Origin of the sequence: Micromonospora sp. AMSO31t (assembly GCF_008868175.1) — a bacterium.
Taxonomy (GTDB): Bacteria; Actinomycetota; Actinomycetes; order Mycobacteriales; family Micromonosporaceae; genus Micromonospora.
The window spans coordinates 1-15,323 of sequence record NZ_WBKT01000067.1 but is presented as its reverse complement, the minus strand read 5'-3'; the positions used below and the strand labels follow the sequence as shown (position 1 = coordinate 15,323).

Sequence of the window (15,323 nt, the reverse complement as noted above, 5' to 3'; positions counted from 1 at the left end):
CCGCCCTGGGCCTCCGGCAGGCCGTATCGTCCGGTCGTCATGAGACCCGCAGCCGCCGTCCGCCCGGCCCCCGTCACGGCCCGGGCCATCCCGGGGAACCGGGGCGACCTGCTCGTGCTGGCCGTCGAGGGGGTGCTGCTCGTCGCCGCGGTCGCGGTGGGGCTCGTGCTCAACCGGCGCGGCGTCGGGCTGCACGCGGACGCCGCACCGCTCTACGCGACCTGGCGGCCCCATCTCGGTGGGGGCACGCCGCTGGCGGTGCTGGTCGCCGTGGTCGTGCTCGGGCCGGGCCTGCGCTGGGCGCGGACCGCCCGGTGGGCTCCGCTGCTGGCGGCCGGCTGGCTGGCCGCGGTGGCCTGGACGCTGTCGCTGGCGCTGATCGACGGCTGGTCGGCCGGGCTGGCCCGGCGGCTCACCGCGCAGGCGGAGTATCTGCACGAGGTGCCCGGTGTCGCCGACATCCCCCGGATGCTGGCCGGCTTCACCGACCGGATCCTGGACTTCCAGCCCGACTCCTGGTCCACCCACACCGCCGGGCACCCGCCGGGCGCGCTGCTGGTCTTCGTCTGGCTGGACCGGGTCGGCCTGGGCGGCGGCGCCGCGGCCGCGCTCTGCTGCGTGCTGGTCGGCGCGACCGCCGCGGTGTCGGTGCCGGTCACCCTGCGCGCGCTGGGCGCCCCCGAGGCGGCCCGGGCGGTGCTGCCGTTCCTGGTGCTGCTGCCCGGCGCGGTCTGGCTGGGTGCCTCCGGCGACGCCGTCTTCACCGGCGTGGTCGCCGCCGGCCTGGCGCTGCTGGCGGTGCGCGGGCTGCTCGCGGCGCTGGTCGGCGGGCTCCTGCTCGGCTTCGCGCTGCACCTCTCCTACGGGTTCGTGCTGGTGGGAGCGCTGGCGCTGGTCGTGCTGGCGCTGCGCCGCGACCGCCGCCGGGCCGCGCTGCTCGCCGCGACGGCCGGCGTCGCGGGCGTCACGGCGCTGTTCGTGCTGGCCGGTTTCCGCTGGTGGGAAGGGTACGACCGGGTGGTCGAGCGGTACTACCAGGGCTGGGCGACCGACCGCCCGTACGCCTATTGGGTCTGGGCGAACCTGGCAGCTCTGCTGCTCTCCGCCGGGCCGGCGCTCGGGCCGGCGTTGCGCCGGGCGATCCTCGCGGCCCGCGCGAACGCGGGGTCCCTGGGTGACGGCGGGAAGCCGGTCGCGCGGGCGACCGCGTTGGGGCCGACCGTCCTGCTACCGGCCGCCGCCGCACTCGCGGTTGCCGCCGCCGACCTGTCCGGGATGAGCAAGGCCGAGGTGGAGCGGATCTGGCTGCCGTTCGCGGTCTGGTTGCTGGTCGCCGCGGCGCACCTGCCCCCGCCGACCCGCCGCTGGTGGCTGGCCGCCCAGGCGCTCACCGCTCTCGCCGTCAACCACCTGCTCGTCACGGTCTCCTGACCACCGCCCGCCGGTCGGGTCAGCCGACCAGGGCGGCGGGCTCGCGCAGCGGGTCGGTGGCGAAGGCGGTCACGCCGTCGACGAAGCTGACCCGGGCGGTATAGGCGAGCAGGTCGCGCGCCCGGGTGGGGTCGGCCACGACGTGCCGGACGTCGGCGGCCCGCGCGCCGCCGAGCACCTCGGGATCGGGCCCACCCATGGCCCGGGCCAACGCGGTCGCCAGGTCGCCGACGGTGTGCGGCTCGCCGGAGCAGATGTTCACCGGGACCAGACCGTCCGGCGTGGGTGCGGTGAGCGCCAGCAGGTTGGCCCGGGCCACGTCGGTGACGTGCACGAAGTCGCGGCGCTGCCGGCCGTCCTCGTACACCCGCGGCGGCCGGCCGTCGGCCAGCGCCGAGCGGAACAGCGAGGCGACCCCCGCATAGGGCGTGTCGCGGGGCATCCGCGGGCCGTAGACGTTGTGGTAGCGCAGGGCCCACACCCCGCCCCCGGTCTGCCGGGCCCAGGCCGCGGCGTAGTGCTCCTGCGCGAGCTTGCTGGCCGCGTACGTGCTGCGCGGCTCCAGCGGGGCGTCCTCGGGCACGAGGGCCGGGTCGAGGCCGGCCCCGCAGGCCGGACAGGTCGGGTCGTACCGGCCCTCGGCGAGGTCGGCGGGCCGGCGCGGGGCGGGCCGGACCGCGCCGTGCCGGGCGCAGGTGTAGCGCCCCTCCCCGTAGACCACCATCGAGCTGGCCAGCACCAGCCGGGACACCCCGGCCCGGTGCATGGCGGCGAGCAGCACCGCCGTGCCGTGGTCGTTGTGGCCGGCGTAGCCGGGGGCGTCGGACGGGTCCAGCCCGTGCCCCACCATGGCCGCCTGGTGACAGACGGCGTCCACCCCGGACAGCAGCCGGTCCAGCAGCGCGGCGTCGCGGACGTCGCCGACCACCAGGTCGTGCGGCCGGCACCACTCCGGCGGCGCGCCCCCGTGTGCCTGGGGCAGCAGCGCGTCCAGGCAGACCGGCTGGTGGCCCTCGGCGGCCAGCAGGTCGGCGATCTGCGATCCGATGAAGCCGGCCGCGCCGGTGACCAGTACCCGCATGCGGCCAGGTTAGGGCACCGCGCGGTCGGGTCTGGCCGGTTTGGGCCGGACGTCAGCGGTCCGTAAGGGACGAGCGTAAGCGTTCGGTAATGCGGCAAACCGGACCGGCCGGCGCGTGCCGCGTCTAGCGTCTGGCGGGGAACCCAAGCTGCGCAGGGTAGGAGGAGACGTGTCCGCTGGTCCGGGTCCGCACGACCCGCCGTCCGCCGTCCCGGCGAGGCTGTGGCGCGGGCTGGCCCGGCACCGGCCGCCCGGGGTCGACGCCCTCGACCGGGCCTGGCGCAGCCCGGTACGCGGGCCCTGGCTCACCTCGGTGCTCGGCGCCGTGCTGCTGGCCACCCTGCCCCTGGTGATCGTCACCGGGCTCCTCGACTGGATCGCCTACGGGCCCCGCCTCGACCAGGCGTTCCCCCGGGACGTGGGCTGGCTGCACCCGCCGGTGTTCGACTGGCCCACCCGGCCCGCCTGGCTGTTCCGCGTCACCCAGGGGCTGCACGTGACCCTCGGGATCGTGCTGGTGCCGGTGGTGCTGGGCAAGCTCTGGTCGGTGGTGCCCAAGCTCTTCGACTGGCCACCGGCCCGCTCGGCCGCCCAGGTGCTGGAGCGGCTGTCGCTGCTGCTGCTGGTCGGCGGCATCCTCTTCCAGACGGTCACCGGCCTGCTGAACATCCAGTACGCGTATTTGTTCGGCTTCGACTTCTACACGGCGCACTGGTACGGCGCCTGGATCTTCACGGCCGCGCTGGTCACCCATGTGGCGATCAAGCTGCCCCGGCTGGTCAGCGCGCTGCGGGGACCGGGCTTCGCGCGTACCCCGTTGGGGCGGACCGGGCCGGAGCCGGCGGATCCGGACGGCCTCGTGGCCCGGCGGCCCGGGCCGGCGACGATGAGCCGACGCGGGGTCCTGGCAATGGTCGGCGGCGGTGCGCTGCTGCTCGCGGCGGTGACCGTCGGGCAGAGCGTCGACGCGCTGCGCCGCACTGCGCTGCTGCTGCCGCGCGGCCGCAGCATCGACGATGGCCCGACCGGCTTCCCGGTCAACCGCAGCGTGGCCGCGGCCGGCGTCACCCCCGAGCAGACCGGGCCGGGGTGGCGGCTCACGCTGCGCGCGGGGAGCCGCACGGCGGCCCTGGACCGGGCCCGGCTGCTCGGCATGGCGCAGCACACGGCGACCCTGCCGATCGCCTGCGTGGAGGGCTGGTCGACCGCGCAGACCTGGACCGGCGTCCGGCTGCGCGACCTCGCCGGGCTGGTCGGGGCGACCGATCCGGCCACCGCGCGGGTGCGGTCGCTGGAGCGTGCCGGCCTGTTCCGCGAGGCCGTCCTGCACGGTGGCCAGGTGACCGACCCGGACGCGCTGCTCGCCCTGCGGGTCAACGGCGTCGACCTCAGCCCCGACCACGGTTTCCCGGCGCGGATCATCGTGCCCGCGTTGCCCGGGGTGCACTGCACCAAATGGGTGGCGGAGATCGTGTTCGATGGCTGACCTTCGGCGCGCCTACGGTGCCGCGCCCTGGCACGCGCTGCTCCTGGCCGGCTGCCTCGCGGTCACCGGGTGGATCGCGCTGCGGCTGGCCGGTGAGGCGTCGGCCGGCCGCATGCTGCTGTGGTTCCTCGGCGCGGTGATCGCGCACGACCTGGTCCTCTTCCCGGTGTACGCGTCACTCGACCGGGTGGTGCGCCGCGCTGTGGACCGGGGTGGCAACCCGTCGCCGCTGAACCACGTCCGGGTCCCGGCGCTCGGCGCCGGGCTGCTGTTCCTGGTCTACCTGCCCGGGATCCTCGGACTCGGCGACGGCACCTACGTCTCGGCGACCGGCCTGGCGCCCCGGGCCATGCTCGGCCGATGGCTGGCGGTCAGCGGGGTGCTCTTCGCCGTCAGCGCGCTGATCTATGCCGGGCGCCGGTTCGGCCGCCGCGCGCCGTGAGACCGACCGGTCGCCGAGCCGGGGCCGATGCCGACGAGGTCGCCATGCGGGTCACCGCCCCGGTCAGCCGCCGAAGGAGAGCCAGCGCCAGCCGGTCCGGTCCAGCACCGCCCGCTCCGGATCGGTGAGCGGCACCCGGCCGGTGGCCTTGCGGACCAGGGTGAGCGCGTCCCAGCCGAGCCCGTCCGGGACGGGCAGGTCACCGCTCAGCAGGTCGGCCACCACGGCCGCCGCGGTCGACGTGAGCCAGGGCCGCCGGTCCAGCGCGTCGGCCAGGTCCAGGCCGTGCACGGCGACCTCCACCACCCGGGTACGCAGGAACTCCGTCAGCGTCATCGCGTCGCCGTGCCGGGTGCGGACCAGCCGCCCCGGCGGCTCGGCGGCCACCGCCGCGTCGGCGGCCCGCCAGGCCCGCGCGAAGCCCTCCGCCACCTCGGGTACGCCGGGCAGCGCCCGCGCCTCCCGCCGGGCGCCGTCGATGCGGTCCCGGTCGACCTCGGGCGCGAACTTGGCCGCCCCGAAGTAGCCGGCGGCGTCGACCTCGGCGCGCTCGGGGGCCGGGGCGGCCAGCATGCCGACCAGCCGCCCGGCGCCGGTGCGCACGTGCGCCAGCAGGTCCCGGACCGCCCAGGGCGGGCAGGGCGTGGGCCGGTCCAGGTCGGCCGCGTCGAGGCCGCGCAGCACCCCTTCGAGCCGTGCGCACTCGTCGCGGAACGCCGCCCGTACCGTGTCCATCCGCCCGACCCGCCTTCCACTTCCGGGGTTGAGTGGATCAGGTTATTCGTTCTCCGCCCGGTGCGGTTTTCCGCACCCCGGCCCGCTGTGGTCGACCTTCCGGAGTCGGCGGTGGACCTCATGGTCCGGGCCCGGGTGAGTTCGTAGCGTCATCGGCATGATCTTTTTGTGGAGCGCGCTGACCCCTGCCGGCCCGTGGGCTCAGGAGGCTGACCCGCCGCCGGACGGCCTGGTCGGGTTGGTGACCGACCTGGTGGAGCGACTCGGCGCGCCCGGGGCCGGCCTGGCGGTCGCGTTGGAGAACCTGTTCCCGCCGATCCCCAGTGAGGTGATCCTGCCGCTGGCGGGCTTCACCGCCAGCCAGGGCAGGATGAACCTGTTCGCCGCGATCGTCTGGACCACGATCGGCTCGGTGGTGGGCGCGGTGGCGCTGTACGCCGTCGGCGTGGCGCTCGGACGGGAGCGGGTGCGCGCGATCGCGGCGCGGCTGCCGCTGGTGAAGCTGAGTGACCTCGACCGGACGGAGGCGTGGTTCGCCCGGCACGGCGTGAAGACCGTCTTCTTCGGGCGGATGATTCCGATCTTCCGGAGCCTGATCTCGATTCCGGCCGGTGTGGAGCGGATGCCGTTCGGCACGTTCCTGCTCTACACCACGCTGGGCAGCCTGGTCTGGAACACCGTGTTCGTGCTGGCCGGTTACGTGCTCGGGGAGAACTGGCGTGCCGTCGAGCCGTACGTGGGGACGTTCCAGAACGTCGTCATCGTGGTCTGCGCGCTCGTCGTGGGGTTGTTCGTGGTGTCGCGCCTCATCGGGACGCGGCGGAGGGGTGCGGCCGTCGACGGCGAGCGGGCGTCGGGCACGCCCGAGTCGTTCGGGCCGGGCGCCCGTGTCGAAGCACACGGGGACCGCGGGGCGGATGGGGCGGCCCAGGCCGTACGGGGCACCCTGTACGGCACCCCCCGCCGGTCGGAGGCGGGTCGTCACGGCTCTCGGTGACCGGTGGCGAGAGGGTTGGCCCGGCGGTGACGGGACGTGGTCGACCGGGATCCGGATGGCACGAGCTGGGGAGGGGCGGCGTGGTGGCAGAGCGCGTGGTGCACGGTCGGTCGTGGGTCGGCGCCGTGGTCCGGTGGAGCCGGCCCCTGGCGGGCGTGGCGCTCGGCGTCCTCTCCGCCGCGGCCGAGGTGCTGTTCCTGCTTCTTGCCGGGCTCGCCGTCGGCGCGGTCGCACCGGTCCCGGCAGCCCGGCGCCGTCTCGGCGCCGCCACCCTCCGCCACGCCCGGCGCGTCGCCGGGTGGGAGCGGCGCCGCCTCGCGAGCATCGCCGCGGAACCGCCCCCGCCACCGCTCCGGGTGAGCGGACCGCGCGTCCTCGGCTATCTCGCCGCCCGTCTCCTGCCCGCCGCGCTCGGCCTGCTCACCGGCGGCCTGCTGGTGGTCGGCGTCGTCCTCGCCGGCATCGTGGTGCGCTCCTTCGTCGCGGGGGCCATGACCGCGGCCGATCTCCTCGTCCAGGCCCTCATCGGTGCGGCCCTGCTGCTGCTGAACCTGCAGGCGACGGTGAGCGTGGCGACGCTGGACCGGTGGTTGGCGCGCCGGGTGCTCGAATCCACCAGCCGCGAGGCGCTGGAACTGCGGATCAGCGAGCTGACCGTCAGCCGGGCCGGTGTCCTGGCCGCGGTCGACGCCGAGCGCCAGCGCATCGAACGCGACCTCCACGACGGGCTGCAGCAACACCTCGTGGCGCTCGGCATGCTGCTCGGGCGGGCGCGGCGCAGCCGCGACCCCGACCGGGCACGCGAACTCCTCGCGCAGGCGCACGGGGACACCCAGCGCGCCATCGGCGAGCTGCGGGACGTGGCCTGGCGGGTCTATCCCTCGGCGCTCGCGCACACCACCCTGGACGAGGTGCTGGGCATGGTGGCGCAACGGTCGGCCATCCCCGTGCGGATCAGCTACGACCTGCCCGTCCGGCCGGCCCGACCGATCGAGACCGTGCTCTACTTCGTCGCCTGCGAGGCGATCACCAACAGCACGAAACACGCGGGAGCTACGCTGATCACCATCGAGATCGAGACGCGGGACGCCGGAATCGGGATGCGGGTGCGCGACGACGGCATCGGGGGCGCCGACCCGCAGGGCAGCGGCCTCCAGGGGCTCGCGCGCCGGGTCACCGCGCTGGACGGGCGGTTCGAGCTGCACAGCCCGCCCGGCGGCCCGACGACGATCCGGGTCGAGGTGCCATGCGCGTAGTGCTCGCCGAGGATTCCACCCTGCTCCGCGAGGGGCTGGCCCGCCTCCTCGCCGACGAGGGACACCAGGTGGTCGCCGCCGCCGCGGACGCCGAGCAGCTCGTCACGGCCGTCGAGCAGCACCGCCCCGACGTCGTCGTCACCGACGTCCGCATGCCGCCCACGCACACCGACGACGGGCTCCGGGCGGCGCTGGAGATCCGCCGCCGCTGGCCGGAGATCGCCGTGCTGGTCCTCTCCCAGTACGTCGAGCGCCGCTATGCCGCGAAGCTCCTCGCCGACCGGTCGGAGGGCGTGGGCTACGTCCTGAAGGACCGGGTCGCCCAGGTCGAGGACTTCCTCGACGCGCTCGACCGCGTCGCCGCCGGCTCCACCGCGCTCGACCCCGAGGTGGTCCGGCAGCTCATCTCCGCGACCAGCCACAGCGACCCGCTCAGCCGCCTCACGCCGCGGGAGCGCGACGTGCTGCACCACATGGCTCAGGGGCACACCAACGCCGCCATCGCGCAGCGGCTGCACGTCTCACAGAGCGCGATCGAGAAGCACGTCAACACGATCTTCGACAAGCTCGACCTCACCCACACCACCGGCTACAGCCGCCGGATCCTCGCGATCCTGCGATACCTCGGCTCCTAGACCACGCCGGCGTCGCTTCCCGGTGGAAAGCCGGCGCGGCCGGGTGGAAGGACCGTCACAGTCGGGAAGAAGGGCGATCGGTCCGGAGTTGTGCTGATTCGTGACCGACGTCGTCCCGCAGTCCCGGCTGCTCGACATCCGGCGGATCTTCGTCGAGCCGGAGGCCGCCACGCTGCCGCGCGGCCAGCAGGTGCTGGCCCGGTTCCCCGACGCCGAACGAGTCGAGATCGACAGCCACATCCGCATCCCCGAGCTGTACGGCGACGAGACGAACGTGACCCGCTGGGTGCGGGTCAAGACGGAGACGCTCGTGCTGGGCGTGAAGAAGTCGCTCAGCGCCCGGCCGAACGGCCGGTCCAGTGACTTCATCGCCCCGTCCACCGCCAACGGCTGTGCCATGGCGTGCGCCTACTGCTACGTCCCCCGGCGCAAGGGCTACAGCAACCCGGTCACGGTCTTCGCCAACATCGAGCGGATCACCGGCTACCTCTCCCGGCACGTCGCCCGGCAGGGCGCCAAGGACACCCCGAACCAGTGCGACCCGCACGCCTGGGTGTACGACATCGGCGAGAACTCCGACTGCTCGCTGGACGCCCGGATCAGCGACAACGTCCGGGACCTGGTCGCCTGCTTCCGCGACCTGCCCACCGCGAAGGCCAGCTTCGCCACCAAGCACGTCAACCGGGACCTGCTCGACTGGGACCCGCGCGGGCGCACCCGGATCCGGTTCTCCCTGATGCCGGCCCGCGACGCCAAGCTGCTCGACATCCGCACCTCACCGGTCGCCGAGCGGATCGCCGCGATCGACGACTTCGTCGCCGCCGGCTACGAGGTGCACGTGAACTTCAGCCCGGTGGTGGTGCGCGACGGCTGGCTCGACGACTGGGCCGACCTGCTCGACCAGCTCGACACCGGCATCGGGCCCCGGGCCAGGGAGCAGCTCGCCGCCGAGGTCATCTTCCTCACCCACAACGACCGGCTGCACGAGGTCAACCTCGGCTGGCACCCGAAGGCCGAGGACCTGCTCTGGCGCCCGGACCTCCAGCAGCCCAAACGCTCGCAGACGGGCGGCTGGAACGTGCGCTACCGCACCGGCCAGAAGGGCCGCTACGTCACGGCGCTGACCGACCTCATCGCGGCCCGCGTCCCGTACTGCCGCGTCCGGTACGCCTTCTGACCGGAAGTCCGGATCACCGCACCCCGCCGTTTCGTCGCCCACCCGCCGGGTACGCGCCGGTCCACGAGGAGAGGGGGCGCCGAATGGCCGGCATCATGCTGCGCAGCACCGCGTTCACCGACCACGACCTGCTGCCCGGGCGGTTCGCCAAGGACGGCGACAACGTGTCACCGCCGTTGCAGTGGTCCGACGTGCCGGAGTCCACCGAGGAGCTGGTCCTGCTCGTCGAGGACCCGGACGCGGGCAAGGAGCCGTTCCTGCACTGGCTGGTCACCGGGATCTCCCCGGAGACCGGCGAGGTGCCCGAGGGCGGGGTGCCGCCGGGCGGCCGGGAGTGGCCGAACAGCTTCGGCGAGACCGGTTGGAGCGGGCCGCTGCCGCCGCGGGGCGACGAGGCGCACCGCTACTTCTTCCGCCTCTACGCGTTGAACCGGCCGCTGGACCTGTCCGGCGCGCCGCAGGCCACCGACGTGCACCGCGCGCTCAAGGGCCGGGAGATCGCCAGCGGCACCACGATCGGCACCTACTTCCGCTGACCTGCTCCGGTGACCGGCCGGTGATCCCGGCCGGTCAGCCCTTCCAGCGGGGCACGAGGCGGTGCACCACCGCCAGGACCAGCGCGGCCACCACGGCGATCGTGCCGGCGATGCCGGCCGCGCTGCCCGCGTACCCGATGAAGAGCGGGCGGCGGCTGAGTTCCTCGACGGGGGTGGTGGACCGGTCGACCAGCCAGGACAGGGCGAGCGCCGACACGACCAGGGCGAGGACGCCAGCGAGGCCGAGCACGGCGGCGGCGACCCGGTGCGCGTCGGCCGGGGACACCACGGCCTGCTCCCGCTGGAAGAACAGGAGCACCAGGCCGGCGACGGCGGCCCACGCGCCGACCACGAGGAACGCGGCGACGGCGTCGCTGGGCCGGTGCCAGCCGGCGGAGAGGGTGGCCACCCCGGCGGCGGCCGCGTAGCCGGCGCCGAGGAACGCGCCGGCCACCCGCAGCTTCGGCGGCAGCACCAGGATCAGCGCGATCGCCACGGACGCGGCCACGGCCGTGTGCCCGCTGGGCAGGCTGTTGCCGGCCGCGGCCCGTTCCGGGTCGATGCCGAAGTCGGGGCGGTCCAGGTAGCGCTTGAGCAGCTGGGTGCTGACGTTGGCGCCGGCGATGAGCAGGGTGGCCGTGATGGCGAGCGCCTTGCGGCCGCGGATCAGCGCGATGAAGCCGATCATGGCGGTGGCGGCGAGCAGCGACACCACCGACATGGCGTTGAGGAGGCGGTCGACCGGGCCGTCGATGCGGTCCTGGCCGATGCGGTTGCCGGTCAGCGCGACGGTGTCGAGCCACTGGCCGAGCTGGGTGTGCACGGCGAAGCGCCACACCATCACGAACGCGGCCGTCTGGGCCAGGGCCAGTACGACCAACCAGACCGCCGTCCAACCCCTTGCCGTCTCGCGCACCCGGACAACTTAACGGTCGGGCGGGTTCGGCGCTCGTCGGAGCCCCGCCGCTGTCGGCGTAGGTTGAGGGCGCGACGGGAGGAGGTGGCGCGTGACCAGCACGCCGGAGCGGGGGCGGCCGTCCGGGGAGCGGCCGGACTCCCTGGCCGACCTGCTGGGTGGCCGGCGCGGGGCCGTGGACGCCACCGTGCCGCCGGTGGCGTTCGCCGTCGGCTGGCTGGTCGCCGGGCTGTGGGGCGGGGTGGTCGCCGCGGTGCTCGCCGGCACGGCGGTGGCGGGCTGGCGGTGGCGGCGCGGGGACCGGCCGCGGTCGGTGCTCATCGGGCTGCTCGCCGTCTGCGTGGCCGCGCTGATCGCGCTGCGGACCGGGCGGGCCACCGACTTCTTCCTGCTGCAACTGCTGTCCAACGCGGCGAGCGCGCTGGCCTGGATGGTCAGCATCGTGGTGCGCTGGCCGCTGCTCGGTGTGCTGGTCGGCGTGGCGCTGGGCCAGCGCGGCCGGTGGCGGCGCGACCCGGCGCTGCTGCGCGCGTACGGGCGGGGCAGCTGGGTGTGGGCCGCGACCTACCTGCTGCGGCTGGCGGTGTTCGTGCCGCTGTGGCTCGGCGGGCAGGTGGTCGCGCTGGTGGTGGCACGGGTGGCGCTGACCTGGCCGCTGGTCGCGGCGGCGCTGGCCGTGAGCTGGCTGGTGATCCGGCGGTCGCTCCCGGCGGATCACCCGGGGCTGCGGCATCCGGTCACGCCGTCCGATGCGGACGCCGCGCCGGCAAAGTAAAAGAGAGGCCGCCACGGGGGGAGCGGCCTCTCCGGTGAAATACGTTACTCCGTCCACGGCTGCGGTGTGATCCCGTGGAGCGCCGATTTCCCGGGCTTTTTCGCGGCAAGTTCGTCTCCGGGCGGTTCGGTGGACCGGTCCGTCCGCTGCGTCGGCCGGACGGCCGGCCCACCCGGCCCGACCGTGGGAATCGGGCCGCCCGCCGACCGGGCCGCTCCGTTCCCCCATCGGCCCGGGTCGGCCCCCTGCGCGGGCGGGCCGGGCCCGCCCGCGCAGGGGTGGTCACCTCACCCCGCCGGGAAGTAGGTGCCGTAGTCGGCGTACGCCATGGCGACGTCCGCCTGGGCCCAGAACCGGTGGTAGGTGAAGACCGGCTCCGCGCCGCCGTTGAGGTACGCCTGCACCTTCGGCCAGTCCGGGTCGTTCTTGTAGAACGAGCGGATGTCCAGGAAGCTCTTGCCGGCGGCGATGGCGTCGCCGTTGGGCATCTTCCCGGTCCAGCCGGAGGGGACGTAGAGGCCCTGCCCGTCGGCGGCGTTGTAGACGTCGTCGAAGCGCTTGTAGTCGCCGCGCTTCTCCGGCATCGAGACGCCCTTGGCGTCGGCGGCGGCCGACATCGCGTCCAGCAGGCCCTTGGCGGTGGTCTTGGCCGCCGCGTTGCCGGACTTGGCCGCGTACGCGATGAGGGTCCGGGCGTAGGCGGCGGCGACGCCGACGTCCTGGCCCTTCACCGTCACCTCGACGTGCAGGTTCGTGTTCGGCTGCGGGCTCGCCGGGTTCCAGTTGGCGGGCTGGCCGGTCCACTTCATGTCCGAGGGGATCGACCAGTTGGTGCCCACCGTGGTGTTGGCGATGGCCCAGGGCACCCACTTGTCCAGCAGCGCCTTGGCCTTGGCGTTGCCGGTCTGCAGGTACAGCTCGGCGATGCGCTGCATGGACCATGCCTGCATGCCGAACCACTGGTTGGACGGCGGGTCGTTGTAGACCGGGTCGACGTCGTAGTACATGCCATAGAAGGTGGCGGTGCCGGCCGGCGGCTGGGCGTAGCTGCCGTCCCAGCTGTTGGTGGCGCCGCCGGCGATGCCGCCCTCGGCGGACTGCAGCCAGGTGTAGAACTCCAGCTGCCGGTCGAGGCTCTTCTGCCAGTCGGAGACCGCGGTCGGCGACTTCGGCTTGAGCTCGGCGACGTTGGTCAGCGCCCAGGCCGCGAACGGGTTCTGGTAGCCGAAGTGGTTGTGGCTGGAGCCGATCCGCCACGACCAGTTCTGCGACGTGTCGTACGCGCCGCCCCAGGCGTAGTACCAGGAGAGCAGGTAGTGCGCCGAGTCGCGGCCGCTGCCGGCCGGGCAGGCGGACGCGCCGACGCAGTTGCCGATCTTCTTGAAGTACTTGTCGAACATGGCGTAACGCAGGTAGTCACCCATCTTGGCGGCCTTCGCCACGGTGGCCGCGACGTCGGCCTCCCGGCCCTGCGCCCTGGCCCAGGTGAGCGCCCAGTAGGCGGCCTGCACGGCGCGGGCGTCGGCGTCCGGGGCGTTGGTGTACTTCCACTGCTTGGCCGGTGCGCTGGACTCCTTGACGAACAGGTCGAGGTAGCCGTACTGGCCGCCGTGCTTGAAGGTGTCGCAGGACGGCTGGGGCACGGTCTCCCAGACCGACTCCTGGGTGCCGCGCTGGAAGGTGTTGATGTAGGCGGGGCGGGTGGTGCCGTCGCCGCAGTGGCCGTAGCCGTAGGTGTTGTCGACGTCCAGCAGCCAGTGCATGCCGTAGATGTCGCCGGTGCCGTAGGTGGACTGGAGTTCCGAGCGCAGCGGGTCCTGGCCGACCGGGACGTTGGGCTCCAGCGCCGACGGGTACTGGCTGGGCAGGTTGTGCTCGGCGGCGTACTGGGGGGTGCCCGGGGCGCCGGCCGTGGGCTGGTCGGCGTGTGACGGGATGATGTACTTCTCCATCACCGTCCAGGCGTTGTTGAACGGGGCCCAGTTCTGGGTGACCCGGCCGTACTGGGCCTCCAGCCAGAGCCAGAAGCTGAAGGCTTCCGAGGTGGTTTCGTGGCCGTGGTCGGGCGCCTCGACGATGAGCGTCTCGACCGAGTGGTACGGCACACCCTCGGGGCTGAAGTAGCCCGAGTTCTTGATCTTGCCGTACTGGTCGAGGAACTTCTTGAGGTACGCGTTGTCCCCGCCGGGGGTGTCGTTGTCGACCTCGGTGGCGGTGACCGCGACGGGCGCGAAGCCGGTGGCCGAGGCCGTGATCGTGGCGGTGCCGCCGGCGGTGTCGGCGTCCTCCGCGGCCGCGACCGTGGCGGTGGCCCCGGTGTTCCAGTTGCTCGGGGTCAGGGTCAGCGTCGCGGGCGACACGGTGACGTCGCTGTCGCCGGTGACGGCGACGGTCACCGGGACGTTGGCGGTCGGTGCGGCGCTGAGGGTGAACGTCACCGGCGCGGTGCCGCCCTCGGTGACGCTCACGGCCGACGGGGTGGCCACGAGCACCGGGCCGGTGGCGGGGCTGACCGTGAAGGACTTCTCGGCCACGGCGGCAGCGTTCGCGTTGTCGTACGCCTTGGCCTGCACGGTGTAGCTGCCGGCGGGCAGGTCCTCCAGGGTGTACCCGTACGGCGCGGTGGTGTCGGTGTTGACCAGCAGGCCGTTGCGGTAGAACTCGACCTTCGTGATCGTGCCGTCGGGGTCGGCGGCGGTGGCGGTCAGCGGCACGTCGGCCGGCGCCTCGAACGGGCCGGTGGGCAGGCCCAGCGAGACGGTCGGCGGCTGGTTGGTGGGCGCGCCGTTGCAGGCGACCCCGTTGAGGGTGAAGGCGGTGGGCTTCGGGTTGCTGCCGGTGTGCGCGCCGTTGAAGCCGATGGTGGTGGAGGCGCCAGTGGGCAGGCTGCCGTTCCACGACTCGTTGGCCGCGGTCACCTCGCTGCCGGACTGGCTCCACTTGGCCGACCAGCCCTGGGTGAGCTTCTGGCCGCTGGTGGGGAAGGCGAACTTCAGCGACCAGCCGTTGACGGCGTCGCCCAGGTTCTTGATGGTGACGTTGGCCGTGAAGCCGTTGTTCCAGTCACTGGTCACATAGGTCACGTCGCAGGCCGGGGCGGCCTGCGCGGCGCCCGCCGGCAGGGCCACCCCGCCGATGGCGAGGGCGGTGGCGGCGACCATCGCCGTCCGGCGACGTCTGGCCATGAGTCTCATGTGCGCGGTGTCTCCTCGGACCGGGCCGGGACACGGGGCCCCGGCGGGGCGCCTCCACGCGTCGACGTGGCGTACGCGGGGGGACGGAGGCGCCCGGAAAGGTGGTCGACCCGGCCGTGCCGGGGATTTCGGGTCGCCGCACCGGTGTGACCGGGTGCCCTCGGCGGCCCGCACTCGCGCGAGCTGGCTCCGCGTGGTGGTGCAGAGTGTGCCATGGAAGCGCTCCCACCACAACGGCCAGGGCAGACACCCACGTCGATGTTTCGATCTCGTTTTGGGGCTTTCACAAAGCCGTGACGGGCGTTACAGTCGCAAGCATCGCCGATGGGAGCGCTTCCATCGACGGAAATGCAAGTAAGAGATCGCCGGGGACCGTGTGTGCCCGGCGCGCCAGACCAGCGGCTGACGGCGGGCCAGCCCGGACGCCGCCGTCAGCCATCACCCACCGACACGGAGGGAGGTGGAACCAGAGCCACTCGCGTGGCCCGGCTCCCGCGCGACACGCACGACCGGACGCCAATTCCACTCGTGCGTGTGTGCATCACAGGTGGGGACGGGGGTTGCCCTCCCCCGTCCCCACACTAAACCCCCGTTGTCGACGGGAAAAGAGGCCGACGGGACAGGCGCGACGCGCCACCCGGACGGCCTTCTTCGCTATCCCG

13 protein-coding genes are annotated in these 15,323 nt (G+C 73.8%); 9 read left to right on the top strand and 4 right to left on the bottom strand.

The window, feature by feature from the left end:
• Window positions 1-39 precede the first annotated feature (39 nt).
• The gene (locus F8274_RS16700) at window positions 40-1,431 is read left to right on the top strand and encodes a hypothetical protein (protein WP_151463319.1); all 1,392 of its coding nucleotides are present in this window, start codon (window positions 40-42) and stop codon (window positions 1,429-1,431) included.
• A 19-nt stretch (window positions 1,432-1,450) separates the two neighbouring features.
• On the opposite strand, the gene F8274_RS16695 is transcribed toward F8274_RS16700, so the two are convergent.
• Window positions 1,451-2,512: an NAD-dependent epimerase/dehydratase family protein gene (locus tag F8274_RS16695; protein ID WP_151463318.1), complete on the bottom strand. Its 1,062-nt coding sequence runs from the start codon at window positions 2,510-2,512 to the stop codon at window positions 1,451-1,453.
• Window positions 2,513-2,681: 169 nt separating this feature from the next.
• Here F8274_RS16695 and F8274_RS16690 point away from each other — a divergent pair, with 169 nt between their 5' ends.
• Together F8274_RS16690 and F8274_RS16685 are read left to right on the top strand one after the other, a co-directional pair.
• Entirely contained in the window at window positions 2,682-3,998 is a 1,317-nt protein-coding gene (locus F8274_RS16690) for a molybdopterin-dependent oxidoreductase (RefSeq protein WP_151463317.1), read from the top strand.
• On the top strand, window positions 3,991-4,440 hold the full coding sequence (locus F8274_RS16685) for a hypothetical protein (protein ID WP_151463316.1): 450 nt from the start codon (window positions 3,991-3,993) through the stop codon (window positions 4,438-4,440). The genes F8274_RS16690 and F8274_RS16685 overlap by 8 nt, the downstream gene beginning before the upstream one ends.
• A gap of 63 nt (window positions 4,441-4,503) precedes the next feature.
• Here F8274_RS16685 and F8274_RS16680 read toward each other — a convergent pair whose 3' ends face one another.
• The gene (locus tag F8274_RS16680) at window positions 4,504-5,175 is read right to left on the bottom strand and encodes a maleylpyruvate isomerase N-terminal domain-containing protein (protein WP_151463315.1); all 672 of its coding nucleotides are present in this window, start codon (window positions 5,173-5,175) and stop codon (window positions 4,504-4,506) included.
• A 157-nt stretch (window positions 5,176-5,332) separates the two neighbouring features.
• Here F8274_RS16680 and F8274_RS16675 point away from each other — a divergent pair, with 157 nt between their 5' ends.
• From F8274_RS16675 to F8274_RS16655, 5 genes are all read left to right on the top strand, one after another.
• Window positions 5,333-6,172 (top strand): DedA family protein, encoded by an 840-nt coding sequence (locus tag F8274_RS16675; RefSeq protein WP_151463314.1) that lies wholly within the window; start codon window positions 5,333-5,335, stop codon window positions 6,170-6,172.
• 80 nt (window positions 6,173-6,252) lie between these two features.
• Window positions 6,253-7,428, top strand: a complete 1,176-nt coding sequence (locus F8274_RS16670; RefSeq protein WP_225853830.1) for a sensor histidine kinase — start codon at window positions 6,253-6,255, stop codon at window positions 7,426-7,428.
• Complete coding sequence (locus F8274_RS16665; RefSeq protein WP_151463313.1) at window positions 7,419-8,063, top strand: response regulator transcription factor; 645 nt, start codon at window positions 7,419-7,421, stop codon at window positions 8,061-8,063. The genes F8274_RS16670 and F8274_RS16665 overlap by 10 nt, the downstream gene beginning before the upstream one ends.
• A gap of 100 nt (window positions 8,064-8,163) precedes the next feature.
• On the top strand, window positions 8,164-9,240 hold the full coding sequence (locus tag F8274_RS16660) for a spore photoproduct lyase family protein (RefSeq protein WP_151463312.1): 1,077 nt from the start codon (window positions 8,164-8,166) through the stop codon (window positions 9,238-9,240).
• A gap of 83 nt (window positions 9,241-9,323) precedes the next feature.
• Window positions 9,324-9,776: a YbhB/YbcL family Raf kinase inhibitor-like protein gene (locus tag F8274_RS16655; RefSeq protein ID WP_151463311.1), complete on the top strand. Its 453-nt coding sequence runs from the start codon at window positions 9,324-9,326 to the stop codon at window positions 9,774-9,776.
• 34 nt (window positions 9,777-9,810) lie between these two features.
• Here F8274_RS16655 and F8274_RS16650 read toward each other — a convergent pair whose 3' ends face one another.
• Window positions 9,811-10,692, bottom strand: a complete 882-nt coding sequence (locus F8274_RS16650) for a phosphatase PAP2 family protein (RefSeq protein ID WP_151463310.1) — start codon at window positions 10,690-10,692, stop codon at window positions 9,811-9,813.
• A gap of 91 nt (window positions 10,693-10,783) precedes the next feature.
• Here F8274_RS16650 and F8274_RS16645 point away from each other — a divergent pair, with 91 nt between their 5' ends.
• On the top strand, window positions 10,784-11,467 hold the full coding sequence (locus F8274_RS16645; protein ID WP_151463309.1) for a DUF3159 domain-containing protein: 684 nt from the start codon (window positions 10,784-10,786) through the stop codon (window positions 11,465-11,467).
• 287 nt (window positions 11,468-11,754) lie between these two features.
• Here the strand turns inward: F8274_RS16645 and F8274_RS16640 are convergent, their stop codons facing one another.
• Window positions 11,755-14,652: a glycoside hydrolase family 48 protein gene (locus F8274_RS16640; RefSeq protein WP_192579864.1), complete on the bottom strand. Its 2,898-nt coding sequence runs from the start codon at window positions 14,650-14,652 to the stop codon at window positions 11,755-11,757.
• Between the last annotated feature and the right edge of the window lie 671 nt (window positions 14,653-15,323).